The following is a 21934-nucleotide window of genomic DNA, read 5'->3' on the forward strand; positions in this document are numbered from 1 at the left end:
CGACGGACGGGAGGCGCGGTGCCAGCTGGCACCGCGCCTCCCGTCGTCCGTGTGTCCGGTGACCCCCGAGGGTCCAGAATTCTGGCATCTCGCGGCCGGCAGGAGCTCGCAGTGCGACCTCGCAGGACGCCACGCGGCGTTTCGCGGAACCTCGACGAGCGCGCCTCGGCTTGTTGCAGCTGCTGTCCGACCGAACCGCGCGGCAGCCCGCAGGCGGGAGACGCAGAAGGCCCCCGCACCGGATCGGTGCGGGGGCCTTCGATGTGGGAGTCGCTACTTCGCGGTACCGCGGCGGGCGCGGAGCTGCTGCAGCGCGTCCTCGAGGAGCTGTGCTGCCTCTTCCTCGGTGCGCCGTTCCTTCACGTACGCCAGGTGCGTCTTGTACGGCTCGGTCTTCGTGACCTGCGGAGGGTTCTCCTTGTCACGGCCAGCCGGGAGCCCGCTCGACGGCGAGTCCACCGTCTCGGGGATCTCCTCGTCGGGGAGGGTCGCGGAGAAGTACCGCACGACCTCGTTGCCGAGCGCGTCCCAGTACGAGACGGCGACGCGCTCGGCCTGGACCCCGCGGTCCTGCTCCCCCATCGGTCCTGCTCCGACGCGGGACCCTCGGATTGCACTGCCTCCGGATGCCATGGCTCAGCTCCCCGCTGTGAACTTGTTGATGAGACCGAGCACGATGATCGAGATGATCCAGATCAGACCGAGGATCACCGTGATGCGGTTGAGGTTGCGCTCGGCGACGCCGGACGCCCCGAGGTTGCTCGTCACGCCGCCGCCGAACATGTCGGAGAGGCCGCCACCGCGGCCCTTGTGCAGCAGGATGAGGAGCGTGAGCAGGAGACTCGTGATAGCGAGCAGGACCTGCAGCACGACGGAGAGTATCGCCACGACGTACCTTTCGTGTCAGTCAGCCTTGCAAGTGTAGCGGGCCGGGGCGGCGGCCCGTCGCACCGGCACGGGTGTGGCCCCGGTCGGGGCGTGGTCGGGTGCCCGGGGCGCTGTCGCCCGGGTCGTGCGACAGGCCGACCGCGCGGACGCGGACGGCCTGTCGGAGCGATCGGGTCGGGAGCCTCAGAGGCCGACGTGCTGGCGGAAGCGCGCGATGGCCGCGAACTCCTGCACGTCGAGCGAGGCGCCGCCGACGAGCGCACCGTCGACGTCGGGCTCGCGGAGGAAGCCGGCGATGTTGCCCGACTTCACCGAACCGCCGTAGAGCACCCGGGTCGCCGCGGCGGCCTCGTCACCCCAGGCGGCGGCGATGCCACGACGGATCGCGGCACACTCCTCCTGGGCCTGCTCGGCGGTCGCGGCCTGGCCGGAGCCGATGGCCCAGACCGGCTCGTACGCGACCACGATCTCGGCGGGCTGCACGGCGTCGAGGACGACCTGCAGCTGCTCGACCGCGACGACACCGGCGCCGCGCTCCTCGCGCTGCGCACCGGTCTCGCCGACGCAGACCACCGGCACGAGTCCGTGCTTGACGGCTGCGGCGGTCTTGGCCGCCACGACCTCGTCGGTCTCGCCGTGCATCGTGCGACGCTCGGAGTGCCCGACGATCACGTACTGCGCGTCGAGGGCCTTGAGGAACGCGCCGGACACGTCACCGGTGTAGGCACCGGAGTCGTGCTGCGACAGGTCCTGGGCACCGAAGCGGATCGACAGCTTGTCGGCCGCGATGAGCGTCTGCACGCTGCGGAGGTCGGTGAAGGGCGGGAACACCGCGACCTCGACGTCGTCGTGGTCGTGGCGCGCGTCCTTCAGCGTCCACGCGAGCTTCTGCACCGTGGCGATGGCCTGGAGGTGGTCCAGGTTCATCTTCCAGTTGCCGGCGATCAGCGGCGTGCGGTTCATGCTGTGCCTCCCCGAGCGTTCCCGGCGATCAGCGGCGTGCGGGTACCGCGGCTCATGCGGACCACCCCAGCGCTTCGAGACCGGGCAGCGACTTGCCCTCGAGGAACTCGAGGCTCGCACCGCCACCGGTCGAGATGTGCCCGAACTGGTCGTCGGAGAACCCGAGCGACCGCACGGCCGCAGCGGAGTCGCCGCCACCGACGACCCCGAGGCCGGCGACCTCGGTGAGCGCCTGGGCGACGGTCTTGGTCCCCGCGGCGAAGGCCGGGAACTCGAACACGCCCATCGGCCCGTTCCAGAACACCGTCTTCGACCCGGACACCGCAGCGGCGAAGCGCTCCGCCGTCTCCGGACCGATGTCGAGGCCGACACCGTCCGTGCCGAACGCGGTGGACTCGATCGCGTCCGCGGCGACCGTCTCGTGGTCGGCGTCGGCCGCGAAGCCGGAGGCCACCACGACGTCGGTGGGCAGGTCGATCGTCACGCCGAGCTCGTCGGCGCGGGCGAGGTACGTCCGCACGGTGTCGAGCTGGTCCTGCTCGAGCAGCGACTTCGCGACCCCGTGACCCTGGGCCGCGAGGAACGTGAAGAGCATGCCGCCACCGATGCACAGCGTGTCCACGCGGGGCAGCAGGTGGTCGATGACGCCGAGCTTGTCGCTGACCTTCGAGCCGCCGAGGACGACCGTGTACGGCCGTTCGGGGTCGGCGGTCAGGCGGTCGAGCACGCGCAGCTCGGACTCGATGAGCGAGCCGGCCGCGCTCGGCAGCGCCGCCGCGAGCTCGTAGACCGAGGCCTGCTTGCGGTGCACGACCCCGAACCCGTCGGACACGAACGCGTCGCCGAGGGCGGCGATCCGCTCGGCGAAGGCCTGCCGCTCGGACGCGTCCTTCGAGGTCTCCTCCGGGTTGAAGCGGAGGTTCTCGAGCAGCAGGACGTCGCCGTCCCCGAGGGCCTCGGCGGCCGCGGTGGCCTCGTCGCCGACGGTCTCGCCGACGAAGGTCACCTCTTTCCCGAGCAGCTCGGAGAGCCGCTGGGCGACCGGCGCGAGGGAGTACTCCTGCGCCGGCTTGCCGTCCGGGCGGCCGAGGTGCGAGATCACGACGACCCGCGCCCCGGCGTTCACCAGCGTGTTCAGCGTGCCGAGCGAGGCGCGGACACGACCGTCGTCGGTGATCCGGCCGTCCTTGAGCGGGACGTTCAGGTCGCAGCGGACGACGACGCGCTTGCCGGCGAGGTCGCCGAGGTCCTCGAGGGTGCGGAGGCTCATGCCGAGAGTCGCTCGCCCACGTACTCGGTCAGGTCGACGAGACGGTTGGAGTAGCCCCACTCGTTGTCGTACCACGAGGTGATCTTCACGAGACCGCCGATGACCTTGGTCAGGCCGGAGTCGTAGATCGAGGAGTGCGGGTCCGTGGTGATGTCGGTCGACACCAGCGGGTCCTCGCTGTAGAGCAGGATGCCCTTGAGCGGACCCTCGGCGGCCTCCTTGTACGCGGCGTTGATCTCGTCGACCGTGACCTCGGACTTGGTCTCGAGGGTGAGGTCGGTGATCGAACCGGTCGGGACCGGGACACGCAGCGCGTAGCCGTCGAGCTTGCCGGCGAGCTCCGGCATGACCAGGCCGATGGCCTTCGCGGCACCGGTCGAGGTCGGGACGATGTTCAGCGCGGCGGCGCGGGCACGACGGGGGTCCTTGTGCGGGCCGTCCTGCAGGTTCTGGTCGGCCGTGTACGCGTGCACGGTCGTCATGAGGCCGCGCTCGATGCCGAACTTGTCGTGGAACACCTTGGCGAGCGGCGCGAGGCTGTTCGTGGTGCAGGACGCGTTCGAGATGATGTGGTGGTTCGCCGGGTCGTACTGGTCCTCGTTCACGCCGAGCACGATGGTGACGTCGTCACCCGTGGCCGGGGCGGAGATGATGACCTTCTTGGCGCCCGCGTCGATGTGCTTCTGCGCGTCGGCGGCCTTGGTGAAGAAGCCGGTCGACTCGATGACGACGTCGACGCCCAGCTCGCCCCAGGGCAGGTTCGCGGGGTCGCGCTCCGCCAGGACCTTGATCGGCTTGCCGTCGACGACGATGCTGTCGCCGTCGAGCTCGACGGAGACGCCGAGACGACCCGTGACGGAGTCGAACTTCAGCAGGTTCGCGAGGGCCGCGTTGTCGGTGAGGTCGTTCACCGCCACGATCTCGAGGTCGGAGCCCTTGGCGAGGGCGGCCCGGAAGAAGTTACGGCCGATCCGGCCGAAGCCGTTGATGCCGATCTTGACGGTCAATGGATCTCCTGTTGGGTCTGGGCGCCCGGAGGGCGCTGCGTTCGGAGTCGCGGGCCCTGCGGGCCCACCTGCGGTGGACGATACGCCCGTGACGTCGCCGTCTCGACCCTAGCAGTCGGACACTGCGCAGCAGCGCCGTGAGACGGTCCGTCCGGACGGTCCCCGACGGGCCGGGAACCGGCCCGTGGACCCGCCACACGACGGACGGGAGGCGCGGTGCCAGCTGGCACCGCGCCTCCCGTCCGGTGGGTGGGGACCCGCGTCGGTCAGACCCCCTCGAGCTCCTCCGGCACGCTGGCCTCGGTGCCCGGGATGCCGAGGTCCGACGCCCGCTTGTCGGCCATCGCGAGGAGTCGACGGATGCGTCCGGCGATGGCGTCCTTGGTCATGGGCGGGTCGGCGTGCTGTCCGAGCTCGTCGAGCGACGCGTCGCGGTGCTCGAGGCGGAGGGCGCCGGCGTACTTGAGGTGGTCCGGCACCTCGTCGGCCAGGATCTCGAGCGCACGCTCGACGCGGGCGCACGCCGCGACCGCTGCCTGCGCCGACCGGCGGAGGTTCGCGTCGTCGAAGTTGACGAGCCGGTTCGCGGTCGCGCGGACCTCGCGGCGCTGCCGCATCTCCTCCCAGTCCGCCGTGGTGCGGGCGGCACCCATGACGGTGAGCATCTGGCCGATGGCCTCGCCGTCGCGGATGACGACGCGGTGCACGCCCCGGACCTCGCGGCCCTTGGCGGCGATCCCGAGCCGCGAGGCCGCGCCGACGAGGGCCATCGCGGCCTCGTTGCCCGGGCACGTGACCTCGAGGGCGGCCGCACGCCCGGGGTCGGTCAGGGTGCCGGCCGCGAGGAACGCGCCGCGCCACACGGCGGCGAGGTCCTCACGGTTGCCCGTGGTGAGCCGGTTCGGCAGCCCGCGGACCGGGCGGCGACGGGCGTCCATCAGGCCCGTCTGGCGGGCCAGGGTCTCCCCCGCCTCGAGCACGCGGACGAGGTAGCGGGTGCCGCGACGCGACGATGCCGTCGAACCGACGGACGCCTCGGAGCGCACCCCGTACAGCTCGGCGAGGTCCTTGCGGACCCGGTGGACGATGATCCGGGTGTCGAGTTCGACCTCGACCGCGATCCTGCCCGAGATGACGTGCAGGCCGCCCGCGAACCGCAGGATGGTCGCGAGCTCGGCGGCGCGGACCGTGTTGCGGTTCACGACGACCCTGGCCAGTTCGTCCTTGACCTCGGCAGTCAACGGCACAGCATCATTCCTAACGTTTCTTCGGTGGGGTCCGCGGGCCCGGCGCACTCGTGTGGCACGGCCGGAGGGACGGTCACTCCCGGCCGAGATCTCGGTTCTTCACACGCACGGCGACGTCGGGCATCCCGCGGAGGAGGTTCGCCAACTCGGCGACGACGGCGGCCGAGCGGTGCTTGCCGCCGGTACAGCCGATGGCGATCGTAGCGTGTCTTTTGTTCTCGCGTTGGTATCCCGCCAGCACGGGCTCGAGCACGGCGGCGTACCGCTCGACGAACGAGCGGGCACCCGGCTGGGCCAGGACGTACTCGGAGACGGGTGCGTCGAGGCCCGTGTGCGCCCGGAGTTCCGGGACCCAGTACGGGTTCGGGATGAACCGGACGTCGGCGACCATGTCGGCGTCGGCGGGCAGACCGTACTTGAAGCCGAAGCTCATGAGCGTCACCTGGACACCGACGAAGTGGTCGTCGGCGAACCGCTCGGTGACGGTGTTCGCGAGCTGGTGGATGTTGAGGTCGGACGTGTCGATGACGACGTCGGACGCCTCGCGGAGCCCGGCCAACCGCGCGCGCTCCCGCCCGATCCCGTCGAGCAGCGTGCCGTCCTCCTGCAGCGGGTGCGGCCTGCGGACCTGCTCGAACCGGCGGACGAGCACGGCGTCCGTCGCCTCGAGGAAGAGCACCCGGACCCGCGCGGACGCGCTCGCGCGCACCTGGGCGACCGCCTGCTCGGGGTCGGTGAAGAACCGGCCGCCGCGGACGTCCACGACGGTCGCGATCTTGGGGATCTTCTCACCCGCGCGGTCGGCGAGCTCGGTCAGCGGCGCGAGCATCTGGGTCGGCAGGTTGTCGACCACGTACCAGCCGAGATCCTCGAGGGCCTTGCCGACCGTCGAGCGGCCGGCACCCGACATGCCCGTGACGATGAGGATGTCGTGCTGCTGGGAGCTGCGGGGGGCGGCGTCCGCGGCGTGCTCGGCCCCCGCTTCCTCGTGGTCGTCGGCCGGTGCCGGGTCGCTGCTGGTGCGGTCGCTCGTGTCGCTCGTGTCGCTCATGTGTGGGAGGGCTCCGTCGTGACGGGCCGGGCCCGTGGCCCGGGGCGGCTTCGGTTGGTCTCGAGGGTACCGCCCGGCGTCCGGACGGGGTCGTCGGAGCGGGCCGGGGCCGTCAGCGGGGGCGGTGCGGTCCGTCCGCGCTGACGGCCGGCACGCTGACGGTGTCGCTGGCCGCGCCGGGCTCGCGGTCCGGTCGGGAGGCGGGGCTCGGCTCCGGTGCGCTGGTCGGCTCCGGTGCGCTGGTCGGCTCCGGCGCGCTGGCCGGCTCCGGCGCGCTGGCCGGCTCCGGCGCACTGGCCGGCTCCGGCGCACTCGGCGGCTCCGGCTCGCTGTCGGTCGGCGTGCGGCCCGGCTCGGGCGCGCTGGCGGGCTCCGGTGCGCTGTCGGTCGGGGCACTGCCCGGCTCGGCCGCGCTGGCCGGGGCCTGTGCCAGCTTCGTCACCACGGCCGCCGCGGTCGCGGGACCGACGCCGTTCACCTCGGCGATCTGCTCCGCCGTCGCCTCCCGCAGTCGCGCCACGGACCCGAAGTGCTTGAGCAGCGCCGACACCCGGGTCGGCCCGAGCCCCGGGATCTCGGCGAGCTGCGACCGGACGTCCCGCTTGCGCCGGGTGCGCTGGTGCGTGATCGCGAAGCGGTGCGCCTCGTCGCGGATGCGCTGGATGAGGAACAGCGCCTCGGAGTTGCGCGGCATGATCACCGGGAAGTCGTCGTCGGGGAGCCAGAGTTCCTCGAGACGCTTCGCGATCCCGACGAGGGCGATGTCGTGCACGCCGGCCTCGTCCATCGCGCGCTTCGCGGCCTGCACCTGCGGTTGCCCGCCGTCCACGATGAGCAGCTGCGGTCGGTACGCGAACCGCTTGGTCGGCTTCGTGCCCTCGACGACGGCGTCGCTCGTGGCGTCGGGGACGTCCGGCACGGCGGCGTCCTCGTCGAGCCGGGCGAGTCGGCGCGACAGCACCTGGTACATGCTGTCGGTGTCGTCGGTCGTCTCGGCGATCGAGTAGCGGCGGTACTGGTCCTTGCGCGGCAGACCGTCCTCGAACACGACCATCGACGCCACGACGTTCGTGCCCTGCAGGTGGGAGATGTCGTAGCACTCCATCCGCAGCGGTGCCTCGGTCATGCCGAGGGCCTCCTGGATGTCCGCGAGGGCCGCGGCACGCGTGGTGTAGTCCGCGCTGCGCTTGGTCTTGTAGAGCATGAGCGCCTGCGCGGCGTTCTGCGCGGCCGTGCGGGCGAGTCCGGCACGGTCGCCGCGCTGGGCGGTGCTGAGCTTGGTCCCCCGCCCGCCGCGCCGTTCGCTGAGCCACTGCTGCAGCGCCTCGGCGTCCTCGGGCAGCTCCGGCACGACGACCTCGCGCGGGGGCTCCTCGGTCGTGGCGTACTGCCCCTGCACGATCTGCTCGACGAGGTCGCCCGTGCTGATGTCGAGCTCCTTGTCGACCACCCAGCCGCGGACACCGCGGATGCGGCCGCCGCGGACCGAGAACAGCTGCACCGCGGCCGCGAGCTCGTCCTCGGCGACGCCGAACAGGTCGAGGTCGACCGAGTCGCGGAGCACGACGGCGGACTTCTCGAGCACGGCCTCGAGCGCGCCGACCTGGTCGCGGTAGCGCGCCGCCTGCTCGTACTGCATGGCGTCGGCCGACGCGGCCATGCGCTGCTTCAGCTCGGTGATGACGCGGCGGTCGTAGCTCGCCATGAAGCGGACGAACTGCTCGACGATCGCCCGGTGTTCGGCGATCGTGACCTTCTGCGAGCAGGGGCCACCGCACTTGCCGATCTGCCCCGGGAAGCAGGGCTTGCCGGTCTGCATCGCCCGCTTGTAGGACGAGTCCGAGCAGGTACGGATCGGGAACACCTTGATCATCAGGTCGATGGTGTCGTGCACCGCCCAGATCTTCGGGTACGGACCGAAGTACTTGGCACCCTTGATCTTGCGGTTGCGGGTCACCATCACCCGCGGTGCTTCCTCGCCGAGGGTGATCGCCATGTACGGGTACGACTTGTCGTCCCGGAACTTGACGTTGAACGGCGGGTCGAACTCCTTGATCCACGTGTACTCGAGCTGGAGTGCCTCGATCTCGGAGCCGACCGTGGTCCACTCGACGCTGCGCGCCGTGAGGACCATGCGCCGGGTGCGCTCGTGCAGCGTGGGCAGTGGCGCGAAGTAGTTGCTGAGGCGGGCGCGGAGGTTCTTCGCCTTGCCGACGTAGAGCACCCGCCCCGCCTCGTCACGCCACCGGTAGACGCCCGGGTCGGTCGGGATCTCCGACGCCTTCGGCCGCCACGAGACGGTGTTCGCCACCTACCGAGCCCCTGCCTTCTGCTTCGTCGCGGTGCCGGACCGCTTCTGGGTCGCCGTCCGCGCACCCACCGCCTGCTGCTTGCCGACCCGGGCGTCCTGCGCGTCGAAGATCTCGCGCAGGAAGACGCCGGTGTGGCTCTCGGGGACGTCGGCCACGTGCTCCGGGGTCCCGACAGCCAGGACCGTGCCGCCGCCGGCACCGCCCTCGGGGCCCATGTCGACGAGCCAGTCCGCCGACTTGATGACGTCGAGGTTGTGCTCGATCGTGATGACGGTGTTGCCCTTGTCGACCAGGCTCTGCAGGACGAGCAGGAGCTTGCGGACGTCCTCGAAGTGCAGACCGGTGGTCGGCTCGTCGAGCACGTACACCGTGCGCCCGTTCGACCGGCGCTGGAGCTCGGTCGCGAGCTTCACGCGCTGTGCCTCGCCGCCGGACAGCGTCGTGGCGCTCTGCCCCAGCCGGACGTAGCCGAGACCGACGTCGACGAGGGTGGCCATGTACCGGTGGATCGCGGAGATCGGCTCGAAGAACTCGGCCGCTTCGCTGATCGGCATGTCGAGGACCTCGGAGATGTCCTTGCCCTTGTAGTGCACCTGCAGCGTCTCGCGGTTGTACCGCGCGCCGCCGCAGACCTCGCACGCGACGTACACGTCGGGCAGGAAGTTCATCTCGATCTTGATCGTGCCGTCGCCGGAGCAGTTCTCGCAGCGGCCGCCCTTGACGTTGAAGCTGAACCGGCCGGGCTGGTAGCCGCGTGCCTTCGCCTCGGGGGTCTCGGCGAAGAGCTGACGGATGCGGTCGAAGACGCCCGTGTACGTCGCCGGGTTCGACCGCGGGGTACGGCCGATCGGCGCCTGGTCGACGTGCACGACCTTGTCGAGCTGGTCGAGGCCCTTGACGCGCGTGTGCTTGCCCGCGATGTGCCGTGCACCGTTGAGCTGGTTGGCGAGCACCTTGTACAGGATGTCGTTGACCAGTGTCGACTTGCCCGAGCCGCTCACCCCGGTGACCGCGGTGAAGACGCCGAGCGGGAAGTCGACGTCGACCTGCTTGAGGTTGTTCGCCCGCGCGCCCTGCACGCTGATCACGCGCTTCGGGTTGATCTTCCGGCGCTCGGTGGGGACCTCGATGGCGCGGCGCCCGGCCAGGTAGTCACCCGTGACCGATTCGCGGTTCGCGATGATGCCCTCGTACGACCCGGAGTGTACGACCTTGCCGCCGTTGACCCCGGCCCCCGGGCCGATGTCGACGACCCAGTCGGCGGTGCGGATCGTGTCCTCGTCGTGCTCGACGACGATCAGCGTGTTGCCGAGGTCCTTGAGCTTGACGAGGGTGTCGATGAGCCGGCGGTTGTCGCGCTGGTGCAGGCCGATGCTCGGTTCGTCGAGCACGTACAGCACCCCGGTCAGGCCGGAACCGATCTGCGTCGCGAGCCGGATGCGCTGGGCTTCGCCGCCGGAGAGGCCACCGGCCCCGCGCGCGAGCGTCAGGTAGTTCAGGCCGACCTCGAGCAGGAACTCGAGCCGGGCCCGGATCTCGCGCAGGACCGCGGCGGCGATGTGGGCCTCGCGCTCGGTGAGCGTGAGCGAGTCCATGAAGTCGTACGCCTGGTCGAGGGACATGTCGGTGACGTCGGCGATGCTGCGCCCGTCGACCGTCACGGCGAGGACCTCGGGCTTCAGCCGCGTGCCGTCGCACACCGGGCACGGGACCTCGCGCAGGTACCCCTGGAAGCGCTGCCGCTGCGAGTCCGACTCGGCCTCGGCGAACTTGCGCTCGATGTACGGCATGACGCCCTCGAAGCCGCTCGTGTAGCGCATCTCGCGACCGAACCGGTTGCGCCAGGACACCGAGACCTCGAAGTCCTTGCCGGTGAGGATCGACGCCTGCACCTTCGGGTCGAGCTGGTTCCACGGGGTGTCCAGGTTGAAGCCCAGCTCCTTGCCGAGACCCGCGAGGAGCTTCTCGAAGTAGGAGTACAGCCCGCTCGTGCCCGTCCAGGGCAGCAGGACACCGTCACGCAGCGAGGCCTCGGGGTCGCCGAGCACGAGGTCGGGGTCGACCGACATGCGGGTGCCGAGGCCCGAGCACTCCGGGCACGCACCGAACGGCGCGTTGAACGAGAACGTGCGGGGCTCGATCTCGGTCAGCGCGAGCGGGTGGTTGTTCGGGCAGGAGAGGTTCTCGGAGTAGGTGCGGACGGCACCCGGGCCCTCGTGGTCCACGAGGTCGATCGCCACCGTGCCGTTCGTCAGGCGCAGCGCCGTCTCGAGCGAGTCGGTGAGGCGTCCGAGGCCGTCGTCGCTGGCCACGAGGCGGTCGACGATGACCGAGATGTCGTGCTTGACCTGCTTCTTGAGCGTCGGCGGGTCGCTCAGTTGCACACGCTCGCCGTCGACGATCGCGCGGGCGTAGCCGGAGGCGGCGAGCTCCTGGAAGAGGTCGACGAACTCGCCCTTCTTCTTCGACACGACCGGCGCGAGCACCTGGAACCGCGTCCCTGTCTCGAACTGCATGAGCTGGTCGGCGATCTGCTGCACGCTCTGCTTGCTGATCACCTCGCCGCAGACGGGGCAGTGCGGGACGCCGATGCGCGCCCAGAGCAGACGCATGTAGTCGTAGACCTCGGTGATGGTGCCCACCGTCGACCGCGGGTTGCGGTTCGTCGACTTCTGGTCGATCGACACCGCGGGCGACAGGCCCTCGATGAAGTCGACGTCCGGGCGGTCGACCTGGCCGAGGAACTGGCGCGCGTAGGCGGACAGCGACTCGACGTAACGACGCTGCCCCTCGGCGAAGATCGTGTCGAACGCCAGCGAGGACTTGCCGGAACCGGAGAGCCCGGTGAACACGACGAGGGAGTCCCGCGGGATCTCGAGGTCGACGTCCTGCAGGTTGTGCACGCGCGCACCCCGGACACTGAGCGTCGAGGTGCTGTGCGGAGCGGTCCCGCCGGGCATGTGGAGGTCGGCGGGCTCGCCGAAGGCGTCGCCGCCCGACGTCGAGGTTCCGCGGTCAGAGGTGATGGTCATCGGAGACGAGTCTACGAACCCGCACCGACATCCGCCCGCGCGTGGCGGGTCAGAGCACTCCGTCGAGAGCGAACGCGACACCGGTCGCCCGCTCGCTCGCGGCCCACAGCCGCGCTGCCGCGGTGCGGTCGTGCGCGCGGGTCCGGGCCGGGACGAGCGCCGGCGGACCGGCGAACTGCAGCGGACCGCCCGGCCCCCAGTACTCCCCCGACCGGACACCGTCGCCGACGGCAGCGTGCACGAGCGGGTGCGCACCGGCGTCCTTGCCCTGTGCCACCCAGCCGGAGCCCGCACGCATCCACGCCGGTTCGGACCGGGTCGGCGCGATCTCCGGCCGCGGTGGGGCGGCCGCGTCGAGCGCGAGGCCGGGGTGCGCCACGACGCTGCGCAGCCGGGACCCCGCGTCGCCGAGGCGTTGGGCGAGCTCGAACCCGAAGAGCATGACGGCGAGCTTGCTCCGCGCGTACTGGCGGTGCCCCTCGTACCGACCGGTCGCGAGCGGGTCCGTCCGGTCGAGCGTCGTGAACCGGTGTGCGATCGAGCCGAGGTGCACGACGCGGCCGACCGCGGGGTCGAGCAGCGGCAGGACGAGTGCGGTCCAGGCGAAGTGCCCGAGGTGGTTCGTGCCGACCTGCAGCTCGAACCCCTGCGCCGTGCTGCGGCGCTCGGCGGACCCGACGACGCCGGCGTTGTTGAGGACCGCGTGGACCGGTCCGTGGTCGGCGAGGGCCGTGGCCGCGGACCGGACGCTGTCGAGGTCGGCGAGGTCGAGTCGGAGCACCGCCGTGTCCGCACCGTCGACGTGGCGCTGGATGCTCCGCTCGGCGGCCGCACCCCGCTCCGGGTCCCGGACGGCCAGGACCACCCGGTGCCCACGGGCCGCGAGCTGTTCGGCCGCGTGGTAGCCCAACCCGGCGCTCGCCCCGGTCACCACGACCGTGCGGTGCTCCGGCTCGGCCCGGACGGCGTCAGCGGACATGGCCGGCGGACTCCATCTGCCGGAGCGCCTTCTTGAGGTCCTGCACCTCGTCGCGGAGGCGGGCGGCGAGCTCGAACTTCAGCTCGGCGGCGGCCTGGAGCATCTGCTCGTTGAGGTCGGCGATCGTCGCGCCGAGCTGCGTCGCACCCTCGCCGGCGATGCCCTCGCGCCGCAGGTTCGGCGTCGGGGACCGCCGACCGTCCGCACCGCCCCGACCCTCGAGCAGGGCCTTGGTGTCGTCGTTCTCGCGCTGCAGGACCTCGGTGATGTCCGCGATCTTCTTGCGCAGCGGCTGCGGGTCGATGCCGTGCTCGAGGTTGTACGCGACCTGCTTCTCGCGGCGCCGGTCGGTCTCGTCGATGGCGTTCCGCATCGAGTCGGTCATCTTGTCGGCGTACATGAGCACCTGGCCGGACACGTTGCGCGCCGCGCGACCGATCGTCTGGATGAGCGACGTCGACGACCGGAGGAAGCCCTCCTTGTCGGCGTCGAGGATCGCGACGAGGGACACCTCGGGCAGGTCGAGGCCCTCACGCAGCAGGTTGATGCCGATGAGGACGTCGTACACGCCCTGGCGCAGCTCGGTGAGGAGCTCGACGCGCTTGAGCGTGTCGACGTCGGAGTGCAGGTACCGCACCCGCACGCCCGCGTTGCCGAGGAAGTCGGTGAGTTCCTCGGCCATGCGCTTGGTGAGCGTCGTGACGAGCACACGCTCGTCGCGCTCGGTGCGGAGCTTGATCTCCTCGAGCAGGTCGTCGATCTGTCCGTCGCTCGGCTTGACGACGATCTCGGGGTCGACCAGGCCGGTCGGGCGGATGATCTGCTCGACGACGCTGTCCGTCACGCCGAGCTCGTACTTGCCGGGCGTCGCCGACAGGTAGACCTTCTGCCCGACGCGCTCGAGGAACTCTTCCCACGTGAGCGGGCGGTTGTCGAGGGCGCTCGGCAGGCGGAAACCGTGCTCGACCAGGGTGCGCTTGCGCGAGGCGTCGCCCTCGTACATCGCGCCGATCTGCGGCACCGTGACGTGCGACTCGTCGATCACGATGAGGAAGTCGTCGGGGAAGTAGTCGATGAGGCAGTGCGGGGCCTCGCCGGCCTCGCGCCCGTCCATGTGCCGCGAGTAGTTCTCGATGCCCGAGCAGAACCCGATCTGCTCCATCATCTCGATGTCGAACGTCGTGCGCATGCGGAGCCGCTGGGCCTCGAGCAGCTTGCCCTGGCCCTCGAGCTCGGCGAGCCGGTCGGCGAGCTCGTCCTTGATGCGCTCGATCGCCTTGTGCATGACGTCGGTGTCCGCGACGTAGTGCGACGCCGGGAAGATCGACACCGCGGGCAGGTCGTCGATCACGCTGCCCGTGAGCGGGTGCAGCGAGGACAGCGCCTCGATCTCGTCACCGAACATCTCGATGCGGATCGCGTGCTCTTCGTACATCGGGATGATCTCGATGGTGTCGCCGCGGACCCGGAAGGTGCCGCGCGCGAAGTCGACGTCGTTGCGCTGGTACTGCATGCCGACGAACTTGCGGACGAGCTGGTCGCGGGAGATCGTCTGGCCCACGTGCAGCGCGACCGAGGCGTTCATGTACTGCTCGGGCGTGCCCAGGCCGTAGATGCACGACACGGTCGACACCACCACGACGTCGCGCCGGCTGAGCAGCGAGTTGGTCGTGGAGTGGCGGAGGCGCTCGACCTCGGCGTTCACGGACGAGTCCTTCTCGATGAAGGTGTCGGTCTGTGGGACGTACGCCTCGGGCTGGTAGTAGTCGTAGTACGAGACGAAGTACTCGACGGCGTTGTTCGGCATGAGCCCGCGGAACTCGTTCGCGAGCTGCGCCGCGAGGGTCTTGTTGTGCGCCAGGACCAGGGTCGGACGCTGCACCTGTTCGATGAGCCAGGCGGTCGTCGCCGACTTGCCCGTACCCGTCGCGCCGAGCAGGACCACGTCGGTCTCACCGGCGTTGATGCGGCCGGCGAGCTCGGCGATCGCCGCCGGCTGGTCGCCGCTCGGCGAGTACTCGCTGATGACCTCGAACGGACGGATCGCCCGCGTGGGCTCGATCGACACTGCCATGCAGGCAACGGTAGTCGGGACCGCCGACACCGGACCGGCCGCTTCGCCCAGGGCAGAAGGACCCCGCCCACCTGGTCAGTCCTGCACGCCAGCGATCCGCCGCCAGACCTCGTCCGCAGACCGCACCGTGTCGTCGAGCGTCCCCGTGGCGTCCACGACGTGGTCGGCGAGGGCGAGCCGTTCGGCGTCGGACGCCTGGGCCGCCACACGCCGCTCGGCCTCGTCGCGGGGCATCCCCCGGTGTGCGACGAGCCGCTCGACACGTTGCGCGGCCGGGGCGTCGACGACCACGACGGCGTCGAACGCGAGCGGACGGCTCCCCCGGGCCTCCGCGAGCAACGGGACGTCGTAGACCACGACCGCGTCCGGGTCTGCGGCCTCGGCCGCGTCGAAGGCCTGCTGGGCGAGCCGCCAGACCTCCGGGTGGGTGATGCCCTCGAGGTCCTTCCGCGCCTGCGGGTCGGCGAAGACGATGCTGCCGAGTGCCGGCCGGTCGAGCGAGCCGTCTGCGGTCAGCACACCGGCCCCGAAGCGCTCGGCGACCCGGGCGAGTCCGGGGCTCCCCGGCGCCACCGCCTGCCGAGCGAGCTGGTCGGCGTCCACCACGACGGCGCCGTGCTCCGCCCAGCGTCGGGAGACCGTGGACTTGCCCGCGGCGATGCCGCCCGTCAGACCGATGATGCGCACGCCACCAGGCTACCGAGCGACACCCGGACGGGACGGCGTCCCGGAACGCCGCACGCACGAGGGGACGACGACGCCCGGGAACGCCGGAAGCCCGGCACCCACGATGGGTGCCGGGCTTCCGGTCGGTGCGACCAGCTCGATCAGTTGTTCGAGCTGAGCTTCTCGCGGAGCGCCGCGAGCGAGGCGTCGTCGGCCAGGGTGCCCTGACCGTTCGACTCGCTCGAGAACGACGGCGTCGAGGAGGTCGACGTCGAGGACGCGCCGGCCGGGAGGTCGAAGCCACCCTTCTCCTCGTCGGCGATGGTCTTCGCGACCTGCGCCTTGTGGGCTTCCCAACGCGCCTGGGCGGCGGCGTACTGGCCCTCCCACTCGGTGCGCTGGGTGTCGTAGCCCTCGAGCCACTCGTTGGTCTCCGGGTCGAAGCCCTCGGGGTACTTGTAGTCACCCTTGTCGTCGTACTCGGTCGGCATGCCGTAGAGCGCCGGGTCGAACTCGGTGCCCTCCGGGTCCACGCCCTCGTTCGCCTGCTTGAGGCTGAGCGAGATGCGGCGACGGTCGAGGTCGATGTCGATGATCTTGACGAAGACCTCGTCACCGACGGAGACGACCTGCTCGGCGAGCTCGACGTGCTTGTTCGAGAGCTCCGAGATGTGGACGAGACCCTCGATGCCGTCGGCGACGCGGACGAAGGCACCGAACGGCACGAGCTTCGTGACCTTGCCCGGCGCGATCTGACCGATCGCGTGGGTGCGGGCGAAGACCTGCCACGGGTCCTCCTGGGTGGCCTTGAGCGAAAGCGACACGCGCTCGCGGTCCAGGTCCACCTCGAGGATCTCGACGGTGACTTCCTGACCGACCTCGACGACCTCGCTGGCGTGCTCGATGTGCTTCCAGGAGAGCTCGGAGACGTGGACGAGACCGTCGACGCCGCCCAGGTCGACGAACGCACCGAAGTTGACGATCGACGACACGATGCCCTTGCGGACCTGGCCCTTGTGGAGGTTGTTGAGGAAGGTGGTGCGCGACTCGGACTGCGTCTGCTCGAGCAGGGCGCGGCGCGAGAGGACCACGTTGTTGCGGTTCTTGTCGAGCTCGAGGATCTTCGCCTCGAGCTCCTGGCCCAGGTACGGGGTCAGGTCGCGGACGCGACGCAGCTCGATGAGCGAGGCCGGGAGGAAGCCGCGGAGACCGATGTCGACGATCAGGCCGCCCTTGACGACCTCGATGACCGTGCCGGTCACGACGCCGTCGGACTCCTTGATCTTCTCGACGTCGCCCCACGCACGCTCGTACTGCGCACGCTTCTTCGACAGGATCAGGCGACCTTCCTTGTCCTCCTTCTGGAGGACCAGGGCCTCGACCTCGTCGCCGACCTCGACGACCTCGTTGGGGTCGACGTCGTGCTTGATCGAGAGTTCGCGCGAGGGGATGACGCCCTCGGTCTTGTAGCCGACGTCGAGGAGGACCTCGTCGCGGTCGATCTTCACGACGGTTCCGGAGATCAGATCGCCGTCGTTGAAGAACTTGAGGGTCTTCTCGACCTCGGCCAGGAAGTCATCAGCCGAGCCGATGTCGTTGATGGCGACCTGCTTGGGAGCCTTGGTCGTGGTGGTTGTCATGTAGAGATTGCTCCGAACGGACATGAGTCGGGCCGTGACGACGAGGGAGCGACCCCCTGGTCCACACCGATCGTCGGTGCGAGCCGTCATGGCAGTGATTGGTTGGCGCGGATTGCGCCAATGGAGTCTAACCGCACCGCGCGGGCACCCACAACCAGGCCGGTCGGGCGTGTCACGGAGCGTCACGTGCGGTGCAGACCCGGCGGTGGTGCCGCGGTGCGGCCGCACCGCGGCGGACGGGAGGCCCGTGGCGGGGCCGCCACGGGCCTCCCGTCCGCCAGGTGCGCACCCCCGGCGACGCGGGCCGGCCCCGATGACCGGCGACGGTGACCCGCCCCCGGCGTCCGCTCAGTCGAGCAGTGCGCTCCGGAGCGTGTCGAGCCCGACGCCGCCGAGTGCGAGCGCGCGGTGGTGGAACGCCTTGAGGTCGAACGCGTCGCCCTCGCGCGCCCGGACCTCGTCGCGGATCGACTCCCACACGCGCTGGCCGACCTTGTACGACGGCGCCTGCCCGGGCCAGCCGAAGTACCGGGCGACCTCGAACTGCACGAACTCGGGCGCCATGTTGACGTTCTGGCCCATGAAGTCGAGCGCGTACTCCCACGTCCAGCCGCCGCCGTCCGGGTTCGTCTTCTGCAGGTGCACGCCGATGTCGAGCACGACCCGCGCGGCACGCATCCGCTGCCCGTCGAGCATGCCGAGCCGGTCGCCGTCGTCGTCGAGGAAGCCGAGCTGCTCCATCAGGCGTTCGGCGTAGAGCGCCCAGCCCTCGACGTGCCCCGACGGTCCGGCGAGCTGCCGGCGCCAGGTGTTCAGCTCGCCGCGGTTGTGCACGGCCTGGCTGATCTGCAGGTGGTGGCCCGGGACGCCCTCGTGGTAGACCGTCGTCTTCTCACGCCAGGTGCCGAAGTCGGTGACGCCCTCGGGCACCGACCACCACATGCGGCCGGGGCGGGAGAAGTCGTCCGAGGGCCCCGTGTAGTAGATGCCGCCCTCCTGCGTCGGCGCGATCCGGCACTCGAGGCGCTTGATCGGGTCCGCGATGTCGAAGTAGACGCCGTCCATCGCGCGGATCGAGGCGTCGCTCGTCTCCTGCATCCACCGCTGCAGCGCGTCGGTGCCGTGCAGGACCCGGGCCGGGTCGGCGTCGAGCAGCTCGATGGCACGGGCCACCGAGGCGCCGGACTCGATGCGGTCGGCGATGCGCTCCTGCTCGTCGCGCATCCGGGCGAGCTCCTCGATCCCCCACTCGTACGTCTCGTCGAGGTCGACGACCGCGCCGAGGAAGCGGCGGGAGTGCAGCGCGTAGTCCTCGCGTCCGACGGCGTCGACCGGCGTCGCGAGGGGCAGCAGCTCGTGCTCGAGGAACCCGCCGAACGAGCGGTAGGCAGCCGCGGCCACCTCGGCGCCGCGGGCGAGCTCGGCCTGCAGCGACTCGGGCAGCGGCGCACCGCCCTCGAGCGCGGCGGACGCGACGAACTGGCGGAAGAAGCCGTCAGGGGCGCCGGTGCGGGCGGCCTGCTCGGCGATGAGCGCGACCTGCCGCCGTGCCGGCGTGACCTGCTCCCGGGTGCCCTGGAGGAGGGTCTCGCGGTAGCCCTCGAGGGCGTCCGGCAGCGCGTGCAGCCGGCCGGCGACGTGCTGCCAGTCGTCCGTCGTCGCGGTCGGCATGAGGTCGAGCACGTCCCGGAGCTCCTGCGCGGGGCTCGCGATGACGTTGAGGTCGCGCAGGTGCAGCTGCCGCTCGTGCGACTCGAGCACGAGGTCGAGCTCGGCACCGAGGTCGGTCTTCGTCACCCGGTCGACGTCGTCGGCCGCGGGGGCCGCGTCGAGCGCGCGACGCGCGGCGCGGGCGGCGTCGGCCAGCGCGTCGGCACCGGCGGGCGACGTGTCGCCGTACCCGTCGGTGCGGCCCGGGACGCCGATGTACGTGGCGACGGTCGGGTCGAGATCGACGAGCGTGGACACCCAGTCCTCGGCGACACGGTCGACGGCGGACGGTTGGCGGACGGGACGGGCTTCGGTCATGTCCCCGACCCTACCCACGTGCGTTCCGGAGCATGGGAGTGGCCGCGGAACGCCCGGGAAGGCGGACGGGAGGCGCGGTGCGGGCCCGCACCGTGCCTCCCGTCCGTCCGCTGGTCGCGGCCGGCGTCAGTGCGCCGCCGCCTCCCAGTTCGGGCCCACGCCCACCGACACGTCGAGCGGCACGCTGAGCTCGGCGGCACCGCCCATGCGCGTGCGCAGGATCTCCTCGACGCGCTCCTGCTCCCCCGGTGCGACCTCGAGGATGAGCTCGTCGTGCACCTGGAGCAGCAGGTGCGACGCGAGGTCGCCGTCCCGCAGGTCGGCGGCGACGCCGAGCATCGCGATCTTCATGATGTCCGCGGCGGACCCCTGGATCGGCGCGTTCAGCGCGGCGCGCTCGGCGTTCTCGCGCAGGACGCGGTTCGGGCTCTTCAGGTCGGGGAACGGGCGTCGGCGTCCGAAGATGGTCTCGGTGTAGCCGTCCTCGCGGGCCTGCTCGACGACGCCGCGCAGGTAGTCGCGGACGGCGCCGAACCGGGCGAAGTACTCGTTCATGAGCGTGCGCGCCTCGGACTGCTCGATGCGCAGCTGCTTGGACAGGCCGAACGGGCTGAGGCCGTACGCGAGGCCGTACGACATCGCCTTGACCTTGGTGCGCATCTCGGGCGTGACGTCGGCCGGCTCGACGCCGAACACCCGGGCGCCGACGAAGCGGTGCAGGTCCTCGCCCTCGTTGAACGCCTGGATCAGCCCGGGGTCGCCGGACAGGTGCGCCATGATGCGCATCTCGATCTGCGAGTAGTCGGCGGTGACGAGGGTCGTGTACGGCTCCGCGACGGCGAACGCCGACCGCACCCGACGGCCCACGGCGGTCTTGACGGGGATGTTCTGCAGGTTCGGGTCGGTCGACGAGATGCGGCCGGTGCTGCTGCCGGTCTGCTCGTAGCTGGTGTGGATGCGGCCGTCGACGACCGCGGCGTCGAGGGTGTCGACGATCTGCCGGAGCTTGGTCGCGTCGCGGTGCTGGAGCAGCAGGCCGAGGAACGGGTGCGGGTGCTGCTCCTGCAGGTCGGCGAGGCTCGCGGCGTCGGTCGAGAAGCCGGTCTTGGTCTTGCGGGTCTTCGGCATCGCCAGCTCGGTGAACAGGACCTCCTGCAGCTGCTTCGGCGAGCCGAGGTTCACCTCGTGGCCGATCTCGGCGAACGCCTGCTGCGCGAGCTCGGCCGCGCGCTCCCCGAGGTCGTGCGACAGACCGGTGAGCACGGGCCGGTCGATGCCGACGCCGATGGTCTCCATGCCGGCGAGGACCGGGACGAGCGGGAGCTCGATCGTGTCGAGGACCCGGAGCGAGGACTCGTCGACCCGGGCGCGCAGGGCCGTGTCGACGCGGAGCACGTACCAGGCGTGCACCCCGACGTTCACCGGGTCGGTCTCGGGCACGAGCTGGTTCGGGTCGGCGGTCGGGAGTTCCTCGCCGAGCTCCTGGTAGACGAGGTCGGCGAGGGGCTGGCCCTGCTTGCCGGGCTGCGCGAGCCACCCGGTCAGTCGGGCGTCACCGGCGATGCCGTGCACGGTGATGCCGACCGTGCCGAGCGCCTTGATCGCGGCCTTGGCGTCGTGGAAGTGCTTCGGCGCATCGGAGGCGAACCAGGCCGCGAGCTGCTCGTAGTCCTTCGTGCCGCTGCCGCCCGGGATGAGCACGGCGTCGTCGTGGGTCGCGATGCCGATGGCGCTGAGGCGGCCGTCGATGACCTCGACCGCGACGCCGAACCCGTTCTCGGCGTCCTTCGCGACCTTCTGGTCGAGCCAGTGGCCGAGCTCCTCGTCGATGACGGTCTTCACGGGCGGCGGGGTCGGCGCACCGCTGTCGACGGCGCCCTCGGCAGCGGTGCCGTCGGACGGCTCGCCGGTGCCCGCGACCTTGAGGACGCGGTCGAGCAGGGTGCGGAACTGCAGCTTCGCGAACAGCTCGCGCACGGCCTGCTCGTCGAGCGGCCGGAGCGCCACGTCGCCGGGGCCCACCGGCAGCTCGACGTCGTCCACCAGTCGGTTCAGCCTGCGGTTGCGGATCGCTCGGTCCTTCTGGTCGCGCAGGTTGCCGCCGACGACGCCCTTGATCTCGTCGGCGTGCTCGAGGACGCCGTCGAGCGAGCCGTACTGGGTGATCCACTTCACCGCGGTCTTCTCGCCGACCTTGTCGATGCCGATGAGGTTGTCGCTCGTCTCACCGACGAGGGCGGCGATGTCCGGGTACTGGTGCGGTTCGATGCCGTACCGCTCGTACACCTTGTCGCGGTCGTAGCGCGTGAGCTCGGACACCCCGCGGACCGACGGGTACAGCAGCGTCACGTCGTCGTTGACGAGCTGGATCGAGTCGCGGTCGCCCGAGACGACGTACACCTGGTAGCCCTGCTCGGACCCCTGGCGGGCGAAGGTGGCGAGGATGTCGTCGGCCTCGTAGTCCTCCTTCGTGACGGTGGTGATGCCCATCGCCTCGAGCGCCTGCTGCAGGAGCGGGATCTGCCCCTTGAACTCGGCCGGGGTCTCGGAGCGGGTGCCCTTGTAGTCCTCGTACTCCCGCGTGCGGAAGGAGAACCGGGAGATGTCGAACGCGACCGCGAGGTGCGTGGGCTTCTCGCGCTGGAGGAGCATGAGCAGCATCGAGATGAAGCCGTGGATGGCGTTCGTGTGCTGCCCCTCGCGGTTCACGAAGCTGTCGACCGGCAGGGCGTAGAAGGCACGGAAGGCGAGCGAGTGGCCGTCGATGACCATGAGGG

At 70.9% G+C, this 21934-nt stretch carries 14 protein-coding genes and 1 pseudogene; all 15 read right to left on the minus strand.

The window, feature by feature from the left end:
• Positions 1-273 precede the first annotated feature (273 nt).
• The gene (locus QOL15_RS08850) at positions 274-633 is read right to left on the minus strand and encodes an RNA polymerase-binding protein RbpA (protein WP_065959058.1); all 360 of its coding nucleotides are present in this window, start codon (positions 631-633) and stop codon (positions 274-276) included.
• A gap of 3 nt (positions 634-636) precedes the next feature.
• Positions 637-888, minus strand: coding sequence for a preprotein translocase subunit SecG (secG, locus tag QOL15_RS08855; RefSeq protein ID WP_065959060.1), 252 nt, complete (start codon positions 886-888; stop codon positions 637-639).
• Positions 889-1071: 183 nt separating this feature from the next.
• A complete protein-coding gene (gene tpiA / locus QOL15_RS08860; RefSeq protein WP_071247042.1) occupies positions 1072-1851 on the minus strand; it encodes a triose-phosphate isomerase in 780 nt (259 codons plus the stop codon).
• A 52-nt stretch (positions 1852-1903) separates the two neighbouring features.
• Complete coding sequence (gene pgk, locus QOL15_RS08865) at positions 1904-3121, minus strand: phosphoglycerate kinase (protein WP_071247041.1); 1218 nt, start codon at positions 3119-3121, stop codon at positions 1904-1906.
• Complete coding sequence (gap, locus tag QOL15_RS08870; RefSeq protein WP_058742911.1) at positions 3118-4128, minus strand: type I glyceraldehyde-3-phosphate dehydrogenase; 1011 nt, start codon at positions 4126-4128, stop codon at positions 3118-3120. Before gap ends, pgk begins: the two co-directional genes overlap by 4 nt.
• Before the next feature lie 266 nt (positions 4129-4394).
• Positions 4395-5375 (minus strand): DNA-binding protein WhiA, encoded by a 981-nt coding sequence (whiA, locus tag QOL15_RS08875; RefSeq protein ID WP_071247039.1) that lies wholly within the window; start codon positions 5373-5375, stop codon positions 4395-4397.
• Between the two features lie 73 nt (positions 5376-5448).
• Complete coding sequence (gene rapZ, locus QOL15_RS08880) at positions 5449-6285, minus strand: RNase adapter RapZ (protein ID WP_071247235.1); 837 nt, start codon at positions 6283-6285, stop codon at positions 5449-5451.
• Between the two features lie 565 nt (positions 6286-6850).
• Positions 6851-8737: pseudogene (gene uvrC / locus QOL15_RS08885) on the minus strand (excinuclease ABC subunit UvrC); the annotation flags it as partial.
• Positions 8738-11698, minus strand: a complete 2961-nt coding sequence (gene uvrA / locus QOL15_RS08890; protein ID WP_065959294.1) for an excinuclease ABC subunit UvrA — start codon at positions 11696-11698, stop codon at positions 8738-8740.
• 121 nt (positions 11699-11819) lie between these two features.
• Entirely contained in the window at positions 11820-12749 is a 930-nt protein-coding gene (locus QOL15_RS08895; protein ID WP_065959069.1) for an SDR family NAD(P)-dependent oxidoreductase, read from the minus strand.
• Positions 12739-14823, minus strand: coding sequence for an excinuclease ABC subunit UvrB (gene uvrB, locus QOL15_RS08900; RefSeq protein WP_171898683.1), 2085 nt, complete (start codon positions 14821-14823; stop codon positions 12739-12741). Before uvrB ends, QOL15_RS08895 begins: the two co-directional genes overlap by 11 nt.
• A 75-nt stretch (positions 14824-14898) precedes the next feature.
• Positions 14899-15510, minus strand: a complete 612-nt coding sequence (gene coaE / locus QOL15_RS08905; protein ID WP_071247037.1) for a dephospho-CoA kinase — start codon at positions 15508-15510, stop codon at positions 14899-14901.
• A gap of 140 nt (positions 15511-15650) precedes the next feature.
• Complete coding sequence (rpsA, locus tag QOL15_RS08910) at positions 15651-17129, minus strand: 30S ribosomal protein S1 (protein ID WP_065959074.1); 1479 nt, start codon at positions 17127-17129, stop codon at positions 15651-15653.
• Positions 17130-17477: 348 nt separating this feature from the next.
• Positions 17478-19157, minus strand: coding sequence for a DUF885 domain-containing protein (locus tag QOL15_RS08915; RefSeq protein WP_065959298.1), 1680 nt, complete (start codon positions 19155-19157; stop codon positions 17478-17480).
• Positions 19158-19283: 126 nt separating this feature from the next.
• The gene (gene polA, locus QOL15_RS08920; protein ID WP_305404218.1) at positions 19284-21929 is read right to left on the minus strand and encodes a DNA polymerase I; all 2646 of its coding nucleotides are present in this window, start codon (positions 21927-21929) and stop codon (positions 19284-19286) included.
• Between the last annotated feature and the right edge of the window lie 5 nt (positions 21930-21934).

Origin of the sequence: Curtobacterium sp. MCBA15_012 (assembly GCF_001864935.2) — a bacterium.
Lineage (GTDB): Bacteria > Actinomycetota > Actinomycetes > Actinomycetales > Microbacteriaceae > Curtobacterium.